Genomic DNA, 18348 nt, shown 5'->3' on the forward strand with positions numbered 1-18348 from the left:
CCTCGTTTCCTACCGCTTCTTAGCCCATCTGGAAACGCGCGTCACGGGGTCTTCTTCGATGAAGAGAAGAGAACCAAACCAATCGCGCCCGCAAAAACGAAAATGTCAGCCACATTAAATGAAAACGGGTTCTGGATGCCGCAACACGACATGTTCAGAAAATCGACCACCGCCCCATAGTAAATGCGGTCAATGACGTTGCCCAACGCGCCGCCAACCAACAGCCCCGCGGAAACATTTGCCAACCGGCCAAGATTTTCTTTGCGGACCCAGACTATGACCCAAGTCGAAATCACAAGGCTGAGAGCAATCAACACCCACCGCATTGATGTGCCATCAGACCCAAACAAACCAAAGTTAATGCCGGTGTTCCAAGCCATCTGATAGACCAGATAGGGCGGCCAAATCTGAACCACGCCGACGCGATCCAGATTGAGGACATAAAGCGCATGATACTTGCTGCCCTGATCAAGCACCAAGGCCAAAACGGCGGCTATCAGTATCACACGCATGTCAGATCAGTGCCGGAAGTGGCGCATACCGGTGAACACCATGGCAAGCCCGGCGTTGTTGGCAGCGTCGATCACTTCGTTGTCGCGCATTGATCCGCCGGGCTGGATCACACAGCTGGCACCAGCGGCGGCGGCTTCCAGCAATCCGTCCGGGAAAGGGAAGAAGGCATCCGACGCGACTGCCGAGCCTTTGGCAAGGCTTTCCGGCAAACCAAGTTCGTCTGCCATGCGTTGTGCTTTGGCGGCGGCGACATTGGCGCTGTCTAGGCGGCTCATTTGTCCGGCGCCGACACCGACGGTTGCCTGATCTTTCACATAGACAATCGCATTGGATTTAACATGCTTGCCAACTTTCCAGGCGAACAGAAGATCGCGCAGTTGCTCATCCGTCGGCGCTTTTTCTGTCACGACTTTCAGATCTTCAAGGCCGATAAAGCCCACATCCTTATCCTGCACGAGCATACCACCGGACACTTGCTTATATGCGGTCAGCGGCGCGCGGGTGTCAGGCAATCCATCGGTCAACAACAGACGCAAATTTTTCTTTGCTGCAAAAATCTCGCGCGCTTCATCGGACGCGCCGGGCGCAATCACGACCTCGGTAAAAATTTCGACGATCTTGGCGGCTGTGTCTGCATCCAGCGGTTGGTTCAGCGCAACAATTCCCCCGAAAGCCGAGGTGCGGTCGCAGTCAAATGCCTTTTGATAGGCTTCGGCAAGCGTCGCTCCTTGCGCGACGCCGCAAGGATTAGCGTGCTTGATGATGGCAACAGCGGGGCCGTCCGCTGGATCAAATTCAGCGACCAGTTCAAACGCCGCATCAGTGTCGTTGATGTTGTTATAGCTCAGCTCTTTGCCCTGAAGTTGGGTTGCTGTCGCTACGCCGGGGCGGTTCGACCCGTCCGTATAGAACGCGGCTTTCTGGTGGCTGTTCTCGCCATAGCGCAAGGTCTGTTTCAGCTCGCCTGCAAAGGCGCGGCGGCGGGGTGCTTCCAGTTCAAGCGCATCCGCCATCCATGTCGACACGGCGGCGTCATATGCGGCGGTCCGGGCATAAGCGCGCTGAGCCAGCTTCTTGCGAAATTTCGGGCAGGTTTTCCCATCGTGCTGGTCCATGTCGCCCAAAAGCTTGTCATAGTCCTGTACATCGACCACCACATTGACGAAAGCGTGGTTCTTGGCAGCCGCGCGGATCATCGCGGGACCGCCAATGTCGATATTTTCGATGCAGGTGTCATAATCGGCACCCTTGGCGACAGTTTCTTCAAACGGGTAAAGGTTCACGACCAGCAGGTCGATCGCGCCGATCCCGTGTTCCTTCATCGACGCCACATGCGCATCATTGTCGCGCAGCGCAAGCAGGCCACCATGAACCATCGGGTGCAGGGTCTTGACCCGTCCATCCATCATTTCGGGAAAGCCCGTGATGTCAGCGACGTCCTTCACAGCCACGCCCGCATCACGCAACGCCTTTGCCGATCCACCTGTCGACAGAATCTCGACGCCGCGCTTTTCCAGCGCTTTGCCCAGATCAATCAGGCCAGTCTTATCAGATACGGAAATCAACGCGCGGCGCACGGGATGAAGGTCGGTCATGGCTTATGGGGCCCCCTTGGCTCTTAACTTGGCAGCTCCGCTGTATCGCCACGCTCAAGGTCGCGCAAAACCAATGGGGTTTCCTGCGCTTTGGCCAGCGTCCAGCGGATGCGTGTCGCATAATCCATTGCGACGCCAGATAGAACCACTTGTTTCGTTTTCCGGGGCTTCAAGCGCGTCTTTTCAAGATAAACGCTGCTTTCCAGCGCCAATTCGCCGCGCCCTTCAAAGCGGAAGACCCAAATTTCGCCCGATCTCAGTGCCATGGACACCGCCGTTCCACCCAGATCAAGCGCCGCATCCACATCCGGATGCAAATGAAACCGAATGCTGAACGGAATGCCCTGCAGCGCCACTTGATCCATTGCGCGGTCAAACCGGGCCTGATCGGCGTCGGACACCGCAGCCAGCGTATCCTCGCCAGACACACCGCGTCCGGTATCGCCCATTTCAATGCGCCGCATGTGGGTCAGGCCATGGCTTTTGATATATCCGTCATGGGCGGCCACCACGCCCGAACCGTTGTCTTCGTTCAAACGCTGCAAATGGACCTTGGCCGGGATTGAGGTCAAAAAAACCTTGGCACCACCACCATAGTTACGCGCCGCGCCAAGCTGCGAAGATGACAAACCTGCCAGCCCCAACACGGAATGCGAAGGCGTGGCCCGCCCGGCCTTGTGCCAGTCTGCGCCAAAATGCGCCCCGGACCCGCAATTCACCACCAAAGGCCGCCTGCCCGAGGTCAGTTCAAACGCAAGCGTCGAGGCATGGGCATTGGCAGACGCCATGCCGGCCGGCGGCGGCGCGGTGTCAACGATCAGGCTAGTCCGCCCGGCATTAAGCCGCGTGTAGCCCATCGACAACTCTGTCGTCTGCCCGGCGCGCACGCCCGACGTGGCCAGCGCGTGATCCAATCGCCCCTCAAGCCCGCGCCCACCACCATGGAACCGGGCCAAACCGCCATCGGCATGTCTTAGCGCACGCAATGTCGGCGCGATCCGCTCAATCGCCCCAACATGGTCCGCTGGCGCTTGCCGCCCGCTTTCCGACAATGCCAGCGCGGCCCAGTTCAGAAGCGTGAACACATCCAACAGCTCTTCTGGGTTGCGGGTGGGAATTCCGCCTTCATGGTCAATCTGTTCGGCACATTCCCGCGCAAGCGCCTTCACCGCAGGGGCGACATGACGCTCCATCCCCTCAAGCCCGAGCCCGGCATAGATCAAGCCGGTCAGTGCCTCAAACCGAGGCAACCCCGGCGTTGCGGCATGCCACCGACGCGACAGAAATATGGTTTGTTGACCGAGCGAGCGAAAAAAGGCGCGGCTTTGATCGGAGTCCATTCCGGCGATCAGGAAAATGGCATGGTTGATCCAGCGGATCAGCCGCCGACCTGTCAGATCTGGCGTCCAGCCATCGCCATCGCCTCTGCCGTAATTATCTATCCAGCCCAAGACCCAAGCTTGCGCGCGTTTTCGCGCCTCGCCATCTCCCACGCTGGCCAAATCATCCAACCAGATAAACCCCTGTGTTTCCTCGGAAAAGCCCTGACTGGGTGGCGGCACATCCCACAACCCGGCACTCGGAGAATTCACCAGATGACCGGCGAACAGATAATTGCCCGCAATCAACTGCTTGCCGCGGGCAAAAGCGCCGATGGTACGGGGTTCAGGTTGTGAAACAAAGCCCGTTGCCGGGCGCGCACGCGCTGCCCGCTTAGCCTGTAAGCGATTCGCGAAACGGGTTTTGAACCCGGAAAAACCGTCTTGATGCACCACAGGGACGCCTCGCCTCAATCATCCAACTTCGTTGAACTTCTGCCCCTCTGATGGGAGCTTTCCGGAAAAGCATACAGACCCGCATGACGAGAGTCATCGGTGAATTGCAGCTTCTGTGTCAGGCTTTCCGCAACGCTGTGATAAAGAAACCGTCCATCCCGCCCAGATCAGCGCGATAGTTTGGCATGATCCGCAGTCCTTCGGGGCCGAACCAGCTGACCTCAATGCCGGGAAGGCGCAAGGCATCCAGATCAACCTGAACATCCGGGTGCCGACCCAAAGCGTCGCGCACCTGTTCTTCGCCCTCGTCAATCAACAGACTACAGGTGCAAAAGACCAGTCGCCCGCCCGACTTCAGCAAGCCAAGCGCCCGGTCAATCATGTATTCCTGCAGCTCAAACAGGCCCGGAAACTCGCTGCCATCCTTGGCATGCGGCAGATCCGGGTGCCGTCGGATCGTCCCGGTCGCCGAGCACGGCGCATCCAACAAGATCGCATCAAACTGCGGCACATCGAATTCCAGCGCGTCGCCCACGACCATCTCCGCAGACAATCCTGTGCGCGTAAGGTTCTCAGCCACCCGCTTCATCCTCACCTCGGACACATCCAGAGCCGTGACATCAGCGCCCATTGCCGCCAACTGCATGGTCTTCCCGCCCGGAGCGGCGCACATATCCAGCACGCGATCACCTGTCTGAGGCGCCAGAATCTTCGCAGGCAGCGCCGCCGATGCATCCTGAACCCACCAATCACCGCCGTCATACCCGTCCAGTCCGGTCACTTGCCCGGCATCCTGCAATCGCACCGAACCGGTCGGCAAAAGCACTCCACCAAGCCGCTTAGCCAGCTCCTCGGGGCTGCCTTTGGCGGTCAGATCAAGCGGTGGGGTTTGCGCTTGCAGCGCTTCAATCTCTTCGACCTGCGCTTTGCCATAATCGGCAATCAACGGTTTACGCAGCCATTTCGGCAGGCGCGGTACCGGCAAACCGCCCCATTTTTCCGCTTCATCCGTGATTTTGCGCAGAACCGCATTGACCAATCCTGCCAACCGCTCAGTTTCGCGATTGGCACGCGCCACGCCCACCAGTTCATTCACGACGCCATGTGCGGCGCCGCCGGTGCAGAGCTCTGCCACACCCAAGCGCAGAATATTCAGGATCCGCGCAGGTGGTCGTTTTTTCAGATGTGGGCCCAGCATGCGATCTGACCGATCCATGTTCCGCAGCGCCAAAAGGGTCAGCCGTTGGGCGCGCGCGCGATCTTCTGGCGAAACTTTCGCCAGTCGCTTCGGCAATGCTTCGGACAGCAAACGATGCTCGTCCAGCACATCCCCCAACAGATCCACCGCGATGTGTCGCGGGTCTACAGCCTTGATCATCGCTGTCCCTTTGCGTTTCGTCTTCGCGCGACCTATATCATGGCACAGAAAGCCACAAGGATCAGGGTCATGTCAGACACACCAGCAAAACCTGAAACCAGCCCATCCCAAAAGAAGCGGGAACTTCCCCCGGCTGCGCAACGCGCTTTGGCTGAAGCCGCTGAACGCCGAAAGAAGTTTGAGGCAGAGGCCAAATCCCGCCCCACGGAACTGGGTGGTCGCGACGGCCCGGAACCAGTGCGCTATGGCGATTGGGAAAAGAAGGGCATCGCAATCGACTTCTGATCGCATGGATGCCCTTTAGAGCCGGCTAGTCAGTCGGGTGGTTTACAGTCCCAGAACGTCCATCATGTCGTATTCGCCGGGCTTTTTGCCTTGTCCCCACAGTGCGGCCTTCACAGCCCCACGGGCGAAAATCGCACGATCCGTTGCCAGATGACGCAAAACAATGCGCTCGCCCGGCGCTGCAAACATCACATCATGTTCGCCCACAATGTCGCCGCCGCGTACGGCGTGAAATCCGATGTCGCCCCGCTTGCGCGCGCCGGTCATGCCATCCCGCCCGCGGTCTGAAACGTCGGCCAGATTGACACCGCGCCCATCAGCGGCAGCTTCGCCCAGCATCAACGCGGTGCCCGATGGGGCGTCCACCTTGTGGTGGTGGTGGGCTTCAACAATCTCGATATCGAAATCTTCGTCCAACGCCTGGGCCACCTTGCGAGTCAGCTGCACCAGAAGGTTTACCCCAAGGCTCATGTTGCCCGCACGTACGATGGTGGCGTGGCGTCCGGCAAGCGCAAGTTTCGCCAGATCATCTTCGCTCAACCCAGTTGTGCCGATGACATGAACTGCACGCGCCTGCGCAGCGATCTCGGCCATGGCGACCGTTGCCGCCGGTGCTGTGAAATCGATGACCGCCTGTGCCTTCGCCATAACCTCCAATGGATCGTCAGAAACAGTGACGCCCAGCGCCTGCCTGCCCATGCACGTCCCAATATCCTTGCCGACCCAATCGTGGCCCGAACGCTCCAGTGCGCCGACAAGCCGTGCCCCTTCGTTCGCGTCTATTTCTCGGATCAGCATCTGGCCCATGCGGCCTGATGCACCCATCACCACTATGCCCGGCAAATCGCTCATCTTCGTCTCCTTCACTTCACCGCTGTCTAGCGCGCTTGCCCCATCTTGGCAAAGCCCTGTTGCGAAGCCGCGCAATCGGGCATAAATGGCCCCTATGGCAAAGAACCGTTTTCATGACACAGCCGGCCCAACGCAGCGACAGTTGCGCATCGCCGAGCTTATCCGCCGGACCCTGTCCGAAGCCCTGATGCGTGGCGATGTGCACGACCCCGATCTGGGCCGCATGTCGATCACAATTGGCGAGGTGCGCGTGACACCCGACCTAAGCATCGCCACCGTTTTCGCGTTGCCGCTGGGCGGCAAGGATGGCGACCTTGCGATTAAGGCATTGGCGCGCAACAAAGGTGAGCTGCGCCGCATTCTGGGCAAAGCGCTGAAGATCAAGCACACCCCAGATTTGCGGTTCATGGTCGACGAGACCTTCGACCAGATGGACCAAACCCACCGCCTGTTGTCTCAGGAAAGCGTTCAGCGCGACCTGAAGCCGAAAGACAATGATGACGAGGACGGGTCGGAGGACATCTGATGGGACGTCGCAAAAAGGGACGGGACATCCACGGCTGGCTGGTCGTGGATAAGCCTGCCGGTGTCAGCTCGAACGCTGTGGTCAACAAGGTGCGTTGGGCGATGGACGCCAAAAAGGCGGGCCATGCGGGCACGTTGGATCCGGAAGCCACCGGCGTTCTGGCCGTGGCGTTGGGCGAGGCCACAAAGACCGTGCCCTATATCACCGACGCGCTGAAGGCCTATGTCTTCACGGTTCGCCTGGGTCAGGCGACCAACACGGATGACACCGAAGGCGAGGTCATCGCTGAAAGCGATGCGCGTCCGACAGACGACGAAATTGAAGCCGCTTTGGGGCAATTCACCGGGCAGATCATGCAAGTTCCCCCCAAGTTTTCCGCCGTGAAGATCGACGGCGAGCGGGCCTATAAACTCGCCCGCGACGGCGAGGATGTCGAGATCGCCGCCCGCCCCCTTTGGGTCGAGGAACTGGTGATGTTGGAGCGGCCAGATGCTGATCACGTCACCCTTGAAATGACCTGTGGTAAAGGCGGTTATGTGCGGTCCATCGCCCGCGATCTGGGCGAAGCGCTGAGCTGCCACGGCCATGTGCGCGAACTTCGCCGTATTTGGTCGGGCCCCTTTGATTGCGAAGATGGTGTCAGTCTTGAGCAGGTCGAGAAGCTGGCAAAAACTACCGAGCTTGACGGTTTTCTTCAGCCACTTGAGATTGGCTTGACGGATCTGCCGGAACTGAAGGCAACCGACGAAGGGGCCGCCCGCCTGCGCCACGGCAACCCCGGCATGGTGATTGCATCAGACGTTGAATATGGTGACGAAGCATGGGCATCCCATGGCGGTAAAGCTGTTGCCGTCGGCATCTATCGCGCGGGCGAATTGCACCCGTCACGGGTGTTCAACCAATAATCGTGACCTGCGATACCCTCAGTCGATAATATCTCGCAGGACAGGTGCCGCAGCGGGATTGTCACCGATCGTATAGGCGGCCAACACCTGCGACTGCGCCATATCAGCGGCCTGTTCACTTCGGGCATGAACCAGTGCGATAGGATCGCCTTTTTCGACCTTGGCACCCAAAGGTAAAAGCCCGGTCAAACCAACTACCGGATCAACTTCGTCACTGGACACGCGGCGGCCGCCGCCCAGTTCAACCACTGCCAACCCGACATCTCGCGTTGAAATGGCGCTGACATGACCCGCATCAGGCGCAGGTATTTCACGCTGCAGGGGCGCAGTTGGCAGATGGGCCGCATAGTTTTCGACAAAATCTGATGGGCCACCCAAGGCCGCAACCATCTTGCCAAACAACTCAGCTGCCCGCCCATCGTCGAGCGCTGCTTGCGCCAGTTGACGTGCGCGGGTGCGGTCGGCCTCTATGCCTGCCGTCACCAGCATTTCGCCACACAGTCCAATTACCACCTCAAGCAGCCGAGCGTCACGACGCGCGCCAGTCAAAAACTCAATTGCATTGATCACCTCAACCGCGTTTCCAGCCGCGTCCGCAAGCGGTTGGTTCATATCTGTCAAAAGCGCATGGCACGGCAAACCAGCCGCGCGTGCGACGCCCGTGATCGACACCGCCAGGTCGCGCGCTTTATCAAAGTCCGACATAAATGCCCCATTGCCGAACTTCACGTCCATCACCAGCGATCCCAACCCGGCAGCAAGCTTCTTTGACAGGATCGAGGCCGTGATCAGCGGGATGCTTTCAACCGTCGCGGTCACATCGCGAATGCCATAGAACCGCTTATCGGCTGGTGCCAAGTGCGCCGTCTGTCCGATGATCGCACAACCCACCTCATTCACGACTTTTGAGAACAGATCATTGTCGGGTGTGGCCACATATCCGGGGATCGATTCCATTTTGTCCAATGTACCGCCTGTGTGCCCAAGCCCACGCCCTGAGATCATTGGAACATATGCGCCGCACGCCGCGACGATTGGCGCCAACATCAAGCTGACATTGTCTCCAACACCCCCAGTCGAGTGCTTGTCGACCACGGGACCCGGCAGATCAGACCAGTCAAATACATCGCCGCTGTCGCGCATTGCCAATGTCAGCGCCGCAGCTTCTTGCCGCTCCATGCCGTTCAGAAGCACGGCCATGGCAAAAGCCGCGATTTGCGCGTCGCTGGCGCTGCTGTCAGAAATACCGCGCACCATCTGGGCAATCTCATCAGAGCTCAGAACCAGCGCGTCGCGTTTTTTGCGGATGATCTCGGCTATCAGCATGGTGTGACCTTTCGTTGAAGGTCTAGTGTCCGACCAAATGCCACGCGGCGCAAGGGCTTGCTAATTCGACGCTCCACGTTCAGAACGCACCCATGATTACGCGCGAGTTTCAGAAGGGCGATGCCCATTCCGTTGCGGTCTATTCGGACTGCGAACAATACCGCTACCAGCTGACCCGTGTCTGGGAACCGGCGGGGCGCAAAGCGCTTTTCATTATGCTCAACCCGTCCACAGCAACCGAGGTGCAGAATGACCCGACCGTCGAGCGGTGCGAGCGACGCGCGCGGACTTTGGGGTTCGGCGCTTTTCGCGTCACCAACATTTTTGCCTGGCGCGACACGGATCCTCGAAACATGCGCGCCGCGTCAGACCCGGTTGGTCCGGCAAATGATGCAGCGATTGTTGACAGCTGCCCTTGGGCAGATCAGATCATTTGCGGTTGGGGCACGCATGGCGCTCACCTTGCCCGCGGCGCCCAGGTCGAAGTCTTGCTGCGCCACACCGGCAAGCCTGCCTATCATCTTGGCCTGACCAAAGATGGCCACCCCAAACATCCGCTTTACATTGCCTATGCCCAGCAACCAGAGCCTTGGTTCTGACGTGACTGTTTAGCTGTAAATTACCGGTGTCACTTCGACATAAACGTCTTGCGTTGTGGCACCAGGTGCACCCTTCAGGATGGCGACGATTTCGCCGTTGACCGTGACGATCCCATCCTCGCCTGTTTCAGACGGGTGGACATCATAATCCAAGGTGCCAGTATCCTGAGCGGGGTCCAAAGACACCCGAAGAAAGTCCTGACCGGGAACGAAATCCGTGACCTCGGCGTAGTCGTCGCCCGCATCTGCATCGGAATAGATCCAGAACACATCTTCGCCTTCGCCACCGGTTGCGATGTCGGAGCGATCCAATATCAAGGTGTCGTTACCGATGCCACCGTCCAACCGATCCTGATCACCATCTATGTGCCAGTCGAAATCATGTTGTTCCGCACTGCTGCGTTCCATCGCATGGCCCAGATGATTGATCGTGTCGTCGCCGTCGCCGCCCGACAAAACATCTGCTCCATAACCACCAAACAATTCGTCATTACCTGCACCGCCAACTAGAATATCGTCGTCAGTCGCGGGGTTTTCCATGTCGGCCGGATCTTCATGCTGGCCACCAAACAGCTGATCGTCGCCGTCGCCGCCCAGCAACATGTCATTGCCCGTCCCACCATCCAGAAAGCCATCAAGGCTTTTCGTGCCATCCAGCGTATCTTCCCCGCCACCGCCAAAAGCCGCCATCGCGCCTTCACCTGCGGTGATTGTGTCATCGCCATCATTTCCGAACAGGTATGATGCAGCGTCGCCCGCGGTCAGGATGTCATCGCCATCACCGCCATCAAGCACCTCGACGTCTGATCCATCGTCCGTGCTGACCACTGGCGTTCCATGAAAATCTGTGATTGTACCCGCCCCAGTGCCGTCAATACTGTCGTCGGAAAGCTCTGCGCGGTCATCTGACTCTGTCAGGATCGTCTCATCCACATCGTCAAGGAAATTGCCGATATCTTCGCGGCCATAATGCGAATCTGTCTCGGTACTCAAAAGTCGATCCAGCAATGAGCCGTCCTGATGAGGGCTGGCCCCATCACCCAAGCCGTTATTGGGTTCCAGCACATCGGTCGGCTCACCGATGCTGTTGCCAGCAATCAGTTGGCCGCCCGTGTTCGGCAACAACACCTCGTCATCCTCTGAAACACCGCTAACGCCGGGCGCATCAACAGCGATAAAATCACCGTACCCTGATGGCGGTGGTGGTTCGGTGCCGTAGCCCGCATCCTCATCATCGATGTCCTCAGGCGGCCCCTCTGCAAAGCTGTCCGCCATAAAGGCGACCGGTAGGAGGCCGAGAAATAGTAACGAAAACAACATATAACAGCTCGCTTCCCAAAAAAGCGCGATTGTGTTGGCCGGAAAACAACGGCCAAAGGCAGTGACTACTGCTTGCGATTGTAGCCGTCTGACACCAAACTCCTAGGAAATAGTAATTACAAACTTAAGTTAATGCTTGGTTAACAAATGGTTAACGACACCACGGCATCAAGTTGCAAAGGCTAAGGACATGGCAGAAAGCAAACTGGCAGAGCGTGAGAAAGCACTGTCTTTGGAGGTCCGCGCGCTTCGGGCCGAAGTCGAGCGCATGAACAATCACCGTTTCATAAAACTACACGACAGCCTTTGGAAACTTGGCCTGTTTCAGCTGTACCGCGGGCTTGCTTTCGGCCTTGGCTCCGTGCTCGGTGCGACTCTTCTGGTTTCGTTGCTTGCGTTTATGCTCGCGTCAGTGGATTTCGTTCCTGTCATTGGCGATTGGGCCAAGCAGATCCTCGAAGAGATACAGAACCAATAGCCCAACGCGTTATTTTGTACTTTTTCCTTTGCGTTTGCGGGAGAATCTTCTTATACGCGCCCATCTGCTCGCATCATGCGCGCGGATACCTCCATGGGCCTTGCTGGACGACATCCCGGCCTGCGCCATCAACACTAACCTTTAAAGGAGACCCCGATGTCGATTACGCCTGAAGAAAAAGCACGTCTGATCAAAGAGTTCGGAACCAAGGAAGGCGACACTGGTTCGCCCGAAGTACAGGTTGCAATCCTGTCCTCGCGCATCGCGACCCTGACCGAGCACTTCAAAACGCACAAGAAAGACAACCACGGTCGCCGTGGCCTTCTGAAAATGGTTGCTCTGCGTCGTAAACTTTTGGATTACGCCCGCGCGAAAGATGAGGCCCGTTACCAGGACCTGATCCAACGCCTCGGCCTGCGCCGCTAAGCGTCTTTCCAATATCGAGATGAAGGGGCTGTTTCGCAGCCCCTTTTTCTTTGACAGCATGCTCGCCACCTTTCTGCTTACGTCACGTCCCACTTGATCTGGTTTTGCATGTGGCGCCATGATCTTTGGATCAAGGGAGAACGACCATGCAAGCGACACTGGCAATTCTGATCAATATGGGCACGCTACACCGGCTGTTTCCGTTCTGGCTGGCCGGTATCGTGGCGCTGATCTACTGGTTCTCGCCATGGCTTCTGTTGGCAATCTGCTATGGGGTTTTGGCCCAGTTCTTCGTTGAATACGCCATGCACCGTTTCTTGCTGCATCGCGAACCCCCAACAGATCAGGGCGTCTTTAACGAGCTCTATCGAAGCCATATCGGCCATCATGAGTTTCCCAATGACGCCGAGTTCTTCACCGGCGGCGACCATTGGTATCCGCTTCGCTTTGGTACGATCTCGTTCATCGCGCACAGCCTGATCCTGTGGCCATTTCTTGGGCTTGGCCCGGCAGCATTGACCGCCTATGTCGCACTCTATGTTGGGTCAGTCAGCGCCTATACGTTCTATGAATACTGCCACACGCTTGCCCATGTGAATGTGCCCAAAGGATGGTTCGGCCAACGCATCACGCGTACCCATCTTGCCCACCACTTTCAGGATCACGAAGCGACCTATCACGTCAGTTTCGGGATGAACTGGATCGACCGCCTGTTCGGCACCAAGCACGACGCCCAGAAGGCACGCGCGCGCTATGACCGCGACACTATCTTATCGATGGGTATGGATCCAGAAGACCTGCGACTTGTAACAGCGCGCAAAGCCTTTGGCATAACCAAGGTTCCACGCGGGAAGTTGACCCGGACACAAGCCCCGCAGTCACAATAAGCGCTGGGGTGTGTGCGCAAACAATCCTGTTTCCAAACCCCTGCTTTTCCTATATGGACCGCCCATCTGAGACGTGACGCTTCGACCCCGGCGCATGACAAGGTAGAGGGGTCGGTGGCAATGGGGCCACCATGACAACGGAAGACCCGGAGGGCCGGGAGTGCTTCCAGCTAGGAAAACATAATGTTTGACGTAACTAAAAAATCGATGGAGTGGGGCGAAGAAACCCTCACTCTGGAAACGGGCAAAGTTGCCCGTCAGGCCGACGGCACCGTGATCGCCACACTGGGCGAAACATCCGTCATGGCCAACGTGACCTTCGCGAAGTCGCAGAAGCCCGGTCAGGACTTCTTCCCGCTGACAGTTCACTACAACGAGAAATACTATGCCGCAGGTAAAATCCCCGGTGGCTTTTTCAAACGCGAAGCGCGTCCGACCGAAAAAGAGACGCTGACATCGCGTCTGATCGACCGTCCGATCCGCCCGCTGTTTGTCCCCGGCTTCAAAAACGAAGTGCTGGTGATTTGCACCGTGCTGAGCCACGACCTTGTTAATGATCCTGACATCGTTGCCATGATCGCCGCCTCGGCCGCATTGACCATTTCGGGCGCGCCCTTCATGGGTCCGATTGCCGCGGCACGTGTTGGCTTTGAAGACGGTGAATACGTTCTGAACCCGACTTGCGACGACATGCACCAGCTGCGCAACAACCCAGACCAGCGTCTGGACCTTGTTGTGGCCGGTACAAAAGACGCCGTGATGATGGTTGAATCGGAAGCTTACGAACTGACAGAAGCTGAAATGCTGGGTGCCGTGAACTTCGCGCACAAAGAAATTCAGCCGGTGATCGACCTGATCATTGATCTGGCCGAAGACGCTGCGAAAGAACCTTTCGATTATCAGCCTGCTGACTACTCGGACCTTTATGCCGCTGTTAAAGCCGTTGGCGAAGACAAGATCCGTACAGCTTACGGCAACACTGACAAACAGGAACGCGTTGCGGCCCTGTCGGTTGCCAAAGAGGAAATCGTTGCCGCTCTGACTGAAGAGCAGCAGGAAGACGAGAACCTTGGTTCGGCTCTGAAGAAACTGGAAAGCTCGGTTGTCCGCGGTGACGTGGTGAAAACCGGCAAACGCATCGACGGCCGTGCGCTGGACACAGTGCGCCCGATCGTTTCGGAAGCAGGCATCCTGCCCCGTACGCACGGTTCGGCTTTGTTCACACGTGGCGAAACTCAGGGTCTGGTTGTGACCACTCTGGGCACCGGCGACGACGAACAGATGATCGACGCGCTGACCGGCACCTACAAGTCGAACTTCATGCTGCACTACAACTTCCCGCCCTACTCGGTCGGTGAAGTTGGCCGCTTCGGCTTCACAGGACGTCGCGAAATCGGTCACGGCAAGCTGGCTTGGCGTGCGTTGCAGGCGGTTCTGCCATCGGCCACCGACTTCCCTTACACGATCCGCGTTGTGTCCGAGATCACCGAGTCGAACGGCTCGTCCTCGATGGCATCGGTCTGTGGTGGTTCGCTGTCCATGATGGACGCGGCTGTTCCGCTGAAAGCACCGGTTGCTGGTGTGGCCATGGGTCTGATCCTGGAAGAGGACGGCTCTTACGCTGTTCTGACCGACATTCTGGGTGACGAAGATCACCTGGGTGACATGGACTTCAAAGTGGCTGGTACCGAAGACGGCATCACGTCCTTGCAGATGGACATCAAGGTCGCAGGCATCACGCCCGAGATCATGGAGAAGGCCTTGGCTCAAGCCAAAGAAGGCCGTCTTCATATCCTTGGCGAGATGAACAAGGCGCTGTCCGCTGGCCGCGAAGAGTTCTCGGCACATGCGCCGCGCATCGAAACGATGAACGTTCCAACCGACAAGATCCGTGAAGTGATCGGCTCGGGCGGCAAGGTCATCCGCGAGATCGTGGAAGTGTCGGGCGCGAAGGTCGACATCAACGATGACGGCGTTATCAAGATCGCATCGCCCAACGGCGACGCCATCCAGAAGGCCTATGACATGATCCACGCGATCGTGGCAGAGCCGGAAGAAGGCGCGATCTACACCGGTAAAGTCGTGAAGATCGTCGATTTCGGCGCCTTCGTGAACTTCTTCGGCAAGCGCGACGGCCTTGTGCATGTCAGCCAGATCGAAAACCGTCGCCTGAACCATCCCTCGGACGTCCTGAAGGAAGGCCAGGAAGTGAAAGTCAAACTGCTTGGCTTTGACGATCGCGGCAAGGTACGCCTGTCGATGAAAATCGTTGATCAGGAAACCGGCGAAGAGATCGCTCCTGAGCAGAAGAAAAAAGACGAAGACGCGTAATTCGCTGAACGTTTATTAAAGAAAGCCCCGGTGTTTCCACCGGGGCTTTTTTGTCAATGCTGGAAGAGCGACGCCGCAAAGGCTATCGGCACCAGACTTACTAGGCCACTTTTTTGCGGCGACGTGTCAAAGCCATACCACCAAGCGCTGTCAGCAGCAGTACGCCACCGGCCGGTACAGGAACAGGTGATGGCGTTTCACCGCCTGGCGTTGTTGTCACGTGGCTGAGACGACATTCCACTTCGCAGCCCGAAAGCAGCGAATTTGTTTGCAGATCAGTCCAGACCAGTTTGGTCAGGTCAGCGATGTTCTGGAAGAAATAGTGCGACACAGCCGCAGTTCCGCCAACTCCGAACTTCAAGATGAAATATCCGGGAGTATTCGGGCTAACATCAACGAAGTAATTCCCGACGTCATCACGCGAGAAATCCCCCGTTTCAATTTTGCTCTGAACAGAAAGCGTATTGACATCAACATTTGCGATTGATGCCAATGCGGCAAGTTCCGATGCATCCCCGGAATTGACGCTCGCTGCGCCAAGCAGCGTATCGGGCGTATAAGTCGCAGCGCTAGCTGCACCCACCATACTGAAAATTGACAGTACAGAGGTAACCGCAACACCCTTTAATGTGGTTGCTAGAGACATGGTCCCCTCCTTCAAATTTTAGGTATGTTGATCATAGCGCGCCACATTCTCGCCACAAACAACAATTTAACAAAAGGACCATTCATTGGAGATCGCGGGATACTAATACAATTTTAACAAGTAAAGTTGGGCCCTCAGCGCAAACAAGAGGTGAAATAAGGTAGTTTGCACATCTATGGAGAGCCTTCGCCCCCGCCGACGTCGAGTGATTCGCGCCGACACGGGACATCCAAACCGCATTTCATAAGCACCAGATTTGGGCGACTATTTGCTTCATGTTGAGGCAAGGCCCCGAGGTCGGGACCCTGCATTGTCGTTTGCTTAGTTGCTTCCGCCTTCGATATTGGACGGCGCGAACACTCCACCGAAGCCGGAGTTGTTCGACGTACCGTCATCAGACGGGACTGAACTTTCCTCTTCGTTTTGCAGCGTACCAGGTGCAAACACACCGCCAAAACCGGAGTTGTTCGAAGGCTTCGGGGCACCAGTTGCTCCACCATCAGCACCTTCCGCTGCTGCCTTGGCCGCAGCGTCTTTGGCACGTTGATCCCGCAATTCCTGAATGCGCTTCTGTGTCTCAAGACGCTTTTCTTCTTGCACGTTGGCGATGCACTGCTTGGGGCTATAGACGGTCGCCGTGCCGATCACTGCAATCGTCGCAATGGCGACCACAGCGAGGGTAACAGCCGCCGCATTGCCGGTGAAAAAGCCGGGAAGCTTTACGCCTCCGGTCACATCGCCAACCGTTGCACCTTCCTTGCGAGCCGCGGCAATCACCTCTTTGCGTTTGATGTTTGCCTCGTTGAAAAGGGCTGCAAAGACAGTCAGCACGACGATCATAAACGCCAAGGCCGAAATCGCTGGCGTAATGCCATATCGGACCTTTTGTGCCAGCTCGATGGTCAGCGTGGGATACTCACCGAAGGTAAAGGTTGTGGTGTTGTAGTTCTCGAACGACGCCAAGAACGCCAGCACCGCCGCAGACGCAAGTGCTGGACGCATGAACGGCAGCAAGATCTTGCGGAAGGCTTGGGCATGTGTCGCGCCCAAATCCAGCGCGGCCTCGGTCAGCGCCAAGTCGTAACGCTGCAAACGGGCCACCAGTACCAGCATGCAGTAGCTGGCGATGAAGGTGGATTGACCAATGATGGTCAGAAACAGCCCGTTTGACAGGAAGCTGTCGGCACCCAACCCCAGCATCCTGTTGATGCGATCCCAGAACACGAGCGTCGAGATACCAAGCACAACACCAGGGATCAGGATCGGCGCAATGATGATCGTATAATAGGTCGCGCGCAGCTTCGGCCAGATTTGCGTCAACATAAGCGCGCCCGCCAGTCCCATCGACACTGACAGGATGATCGTGCCAATCCCAACGAGGATCGAGTTCTTGATCCCGTTCAGAATACGCTCGTCCTGAAACAGGGCCGAGAACCATTCGAATGTCAGGCATTCCCACGGCGTTGCCCGCGGAAAGCTGGGCGAGTTGAACGCCGTGATCGACATGATCACAAGTGGGCCCAGAAGGTAGATAAAGAAGATCGCCAAATAGACCCAGATCGAGATACGTATGACAGAATTGTTCATTTGCCAACATCCCCCATGTTCACCTTGAACACCCGCATGACTGCCAGAACCAGCAGGATACAGGTCACAAGAAGAACAACCGCATAGGCGGCTCCTTGCGGCCAGTCGCTGTTGTCATTGAACTGCTGATAAATCAGCTGGGTGAACCACAGGCTCGACGGACCCCCAAGAATCTGTGGGGCGGCCAATGCACCGGCAGACAACATGAAGACCATCGTGCAACCGGAACTGATGCCCGGTTTCGCGTAAGGGATTACAACCCGTTTATGGATACGCCACCACGGCGCCCCAAGGTCGCGCGCCGCCTCGATCTGATTGTGATCCAGACTTTCGATCACGTTATAGATCGGGAAGATCATCAGCAGGATGTAGGCATATCCAAGACCCGCATAAAGCGCGATGTCGTTTCGAATGAAGTCAAAGGGTGTGTCGAATATCCCTGATCCGACCAGCATGGTATTCAGGACCCCGCTTTCCCCGAAAATGATCCTAAGGGCAAAGGCACGCAGAATTTCGTTGATCCAGTAGGGAATGATCAACATCAGCGCGAGTATGCGAATGTGATTGCCCTTGGTTTGGCCCAGATAATAAGCGATGGGGTAGCACAGGATAAGATTGAAGATGGTCACACAAACCGCCGCAACCAAAGTGCGGAAAAAGACCTTCAGATCAACCGCGTTATAATCCTGACCGCCGCCTTCCGGCCCGAAGATCAGGTATTTGTAGTTCTCAAGCGTATAAACGTCTTTCGGTCCGCCGATTTCGGGAGGCGGCAAGTTGGGACGGAAAGAGAAATCGAGCATCGACAGCTGCGGCAGAATGATCAGGCCAACAGTCCAGAACAGGACCAAGCCAAGCATCAGTGACCCCATCAGCGTGCCGTTCCGATTGAAGAATTCCTTCAGGAAACTGGGCATCT

Annotated in this window: 18 protein-coding genes; 8 read left to right on the forward strand and 10 right to left on the reverse strand. The window is 57.2% G+C overall.

Annotated features, from left to right (window positions below):
- Positions 1 to 41: 41 nt before the first annotated feature.
- From lspA to K3556_RS14475, 4 genes are all read right to left on the reverse strand, one after another.
- Positions 42 to 512, reverse strand: coding sequence for a signal peptidase II (lspA, locus tag K3556_RS14460; RefSeq protein ID WP_260517456.1), 471 nt, complete (start codon positions 510 to 512; stop codon positions 42 to 44).
- A 6-nt stretch (positions 513 to 518) separates the two neighbouring features.
- Entirely contained in the window at positions 519 to 2108 is a 1590-nt protein-coding gene (gene purH, locus K3556_RS14465; RefSeq protein WP_260517457.1) for a bifunctional phosphoribosylaminoimidazolecarboxamide formyltransferase/IMP cyclohydrolase, read from the reverse strand.
- A 23-nt stretch (positions 2109 to 2131) separates the two neighbouring features.
- Positions 2132 to 3880 carry a heparinase II/III family protein gene (locus tag K3556_RS14470; RefSeq protein ID WP_260517458.1) on the reverse strand — a complete coding sequence of 583 codons (1749 nt, stop codon included), beginning with the start codon at positions 3878 to 3880 and terminating at the stop codon, positions 2132 to 2134.
- Positions 3881 to 4001: 121 nt separating this feature from the next.
- Positions 4002 to 5261, reverse strand: a complete 1260-nt coding sequence (locus K3556_RS14475) for an RsmB/NOP family class I SAM-dependent RNA methyltransferase (protein WP_260517459.1) — start codon at positions 5259 to 5261, stop codon at positions 4002 to 4004.
- 69 nt (positions 5262 to 5330) lie between these two features.
- On the opposite strand from K3556_RS14475, the gene K3556_RS14480 reads away from it, so the two are divergent.
- Positions 5331 to 5546 carry a DUF1674 domain-containing protein gene (locus tag K3556_RS14480; protein WP_260517460.1) on the forward strand — a complete coding sequence of 72 codons (216 nt, stop codon included), beginning with the start codon at positions 5331 to 5333 and terminating at the stop codon, positions 5544 to 5546.
- A gap of 42 nt (positions 5547 to 5588) precedes the next feature.
- Here K3556_RS14480 and dapB read toward each other — a convergent pair whose 3' ends face one another.
- The gene (gene dapB, locus K3556_RS14485) at positions 5589 to 6398 is read right to left on the reverse strand and encodes a 4-hydroxy-tetrahydrodipicolinate reductase (protein ID WP_260517461.1); all 810 of its coding nucleotides are present in this window, start codon (positions 6396 to 6398) and stop codon (positions 5589 to 5591) included.
- A gap of 94 nt (positions 6399 to 6492) precedes the next feature.
- Between dapB and rbfA the strand changes: the two genes are divergently transcribed.
- Positions 6493 to 6924, forward strand: coding sequence for a 30S ribosome-binding factor RbfA (rbfA, locus tag K3556_RS14490; RefSeq protein WP_260517462.1), 432 nt, complete (start codon positions 6493 to 6495; stop codon positions 6922 to 6924).
- Positions 6924 to 7829 (forward strand): tRNA pseudouridine(55) synthase TruB, encoded by a 906-nt coding sequence (truB, locus tag K3556_RS14495; protein ID WP_260517463.1) that lies wholly within the window; start codon positions 6924 to 6926, stop codon positions 7827 to 7829. The genes rbfA and truB overlap by 1 nt, the downstream gene beginning before the upstream one ends.
- 18 nt (positions 7830 to 7847) lie before the next feature.
- Here the strand turns inward: truB and deoA are convergent, their stop codons facing one another.
- Entirely contained in the window at positions 7848 to 9155 is a 1308-nt protein-coding gene (deoA, locus tag K3556_RS14500) for a thymidine phosphorylase (protein ID WP_260517464.1), read from the reverse strand.
- 92 nt (positions 9156 to 9247) lie between these two features.
- On the opposite strand from deoA, the gene K3556_RS14505 reads away from it, so the two are divergent.
- Positions 9248 to 9754, forward strand: a complete 507-nt coding sequence (locus K3556_RS14505; protein WP_260517465.1) for a DUF1643 domain-containing protein — start codon at positions 9248 to 9250, stop codon at positions 9752 to 9754.
- 9 nt (positions 9755 to 9763) lie between these two features.
- Here the strand turns inward: K3556_RS14505 and K3556_RS14510 are convergent, their stop codons facing one another.
- A complete protein-coding gene (locus tag K3556_RS14510; protein WP_260517466.1) occupies positions 9764 to 11029 on the reverse strand; it encodes a calcium-binding protein in 1266 nt (421 codons plus the stop codon).
- 235 nt (positions 11030 to 11264) lie between these two features.
- Between K3556_RS14510 and K3556_RS14515 the strand changes: the two genes are divergently transcribed.
- The 4 genes from K3556_RS14515 to pnp all read left to right on the forward strand — a co-directional run bounded on the left by K3556_RS14515 (position 11265) and on the right by pnp (position 15196).
- Positions 11265 to 11552: a DUF5665 domain-containing protein gene (locus tag K3556_RS14515; protein ID WP_260517467.1), complete on the forward strand. Its 288-nt coding sequence runs from the start codon at positions 11265 to 11267 to the stop codon at positions 11550 to 11552.
- Between the two features lie 156 nt (positions 11553 to 11708).
- Positions 11709 to 11978 carry a 30S ribosomal protein S15 gene (gene rpsO, locus K3556_RS14520; RefSeq protein ID WP_260517468.1) on the forward strand — a complete coding sequence of 90 codons (270 nt, stop codon included), beginning with the start codon at positions 11709 to 11711 and terminating at the stop codon, positions 11976 to 11978.
- A 146-nt stretch (positions 11979 to 12124) separates the two neighbouring features.
- Positions 12125 to 12865, forward strand: a complete 741-nt coding sequence (locus tag K3556_RS14525) for a sterol desaturase family protein (RefSeq protein ID WP_260517469.1) — start codon at positions 12125 to 12127, stop codon at positions 12863 to 12865.
- A 183-nt stretch (positions 12866 to 13048) separates the two neighbouring features.
- Entirely contained in the window at positions 13049 to 15196 is a 2148-nt protein-coding gene (pnp, locus tag K3556_RS14530) for a polyribonucleotide nucleotidyltransferase (protein ID WP_260517470.1), read from the forward strand.
- Between the two features lie 100 nt (positions 15197 to 15296).
- On the opposite strand, the gene K3556_RS14535 is transcribed toward pnp, so the two are convergent.
- The 3 genes from K3556_RS14535 to K3556_RS14545 form a co-directional block, all read right to left on the reverse strand.
- Positions 15297 to 15842: a VPLPA-CTERM sorting domain-containing protein gene (locus K3556_RS14535; RefSeq protein ID WP_260517471.1), complete on the reverse strand. Its 546-nt coding sequence runs from the start codon at positions 15840 to 15842 to the stop codon at positions 15297 to 15299.
- Positions 15843 to 16163: 321 nt separating this feature from the next.
- The gene (locus K3556_RS14540) at positions 16164 to 17429 is read right to left on the reverse strand and encodes an ABC transporter permease (protein WP_260517472.1); all 1266 of its coding nucleotides are present in this window, start codon (positions 17427 to 17429) and stop codon (positions 16164 to 16166) included.
- On the reverse strand, positions 17426 to 18346 hold the full coding sequence (locus K3556_RS14545; RefSeq protein ID WP_260517473.1) for an ABC transporter permease: 921 nt from the start codon (positions 18344 to 18346) through the stop codon (positions 17426 to 17428). The genes K3556_RS14540 and K3556_RS14545 overlap by 4 nt, the downstream gene beginning before the upstream one ends.
- Positions 18347 to 18348 lie beyond the last annotated feature (2 nt).

This window comes from Aliiroseovarius sp. M344 (assembly GCF_025140835.1).
Lineage (GTDB): Bacteria > Pseudomonadota > Alphaproteobacteria > Rhodobacterales > Rhodobacteraceae > Aliiroseovarius.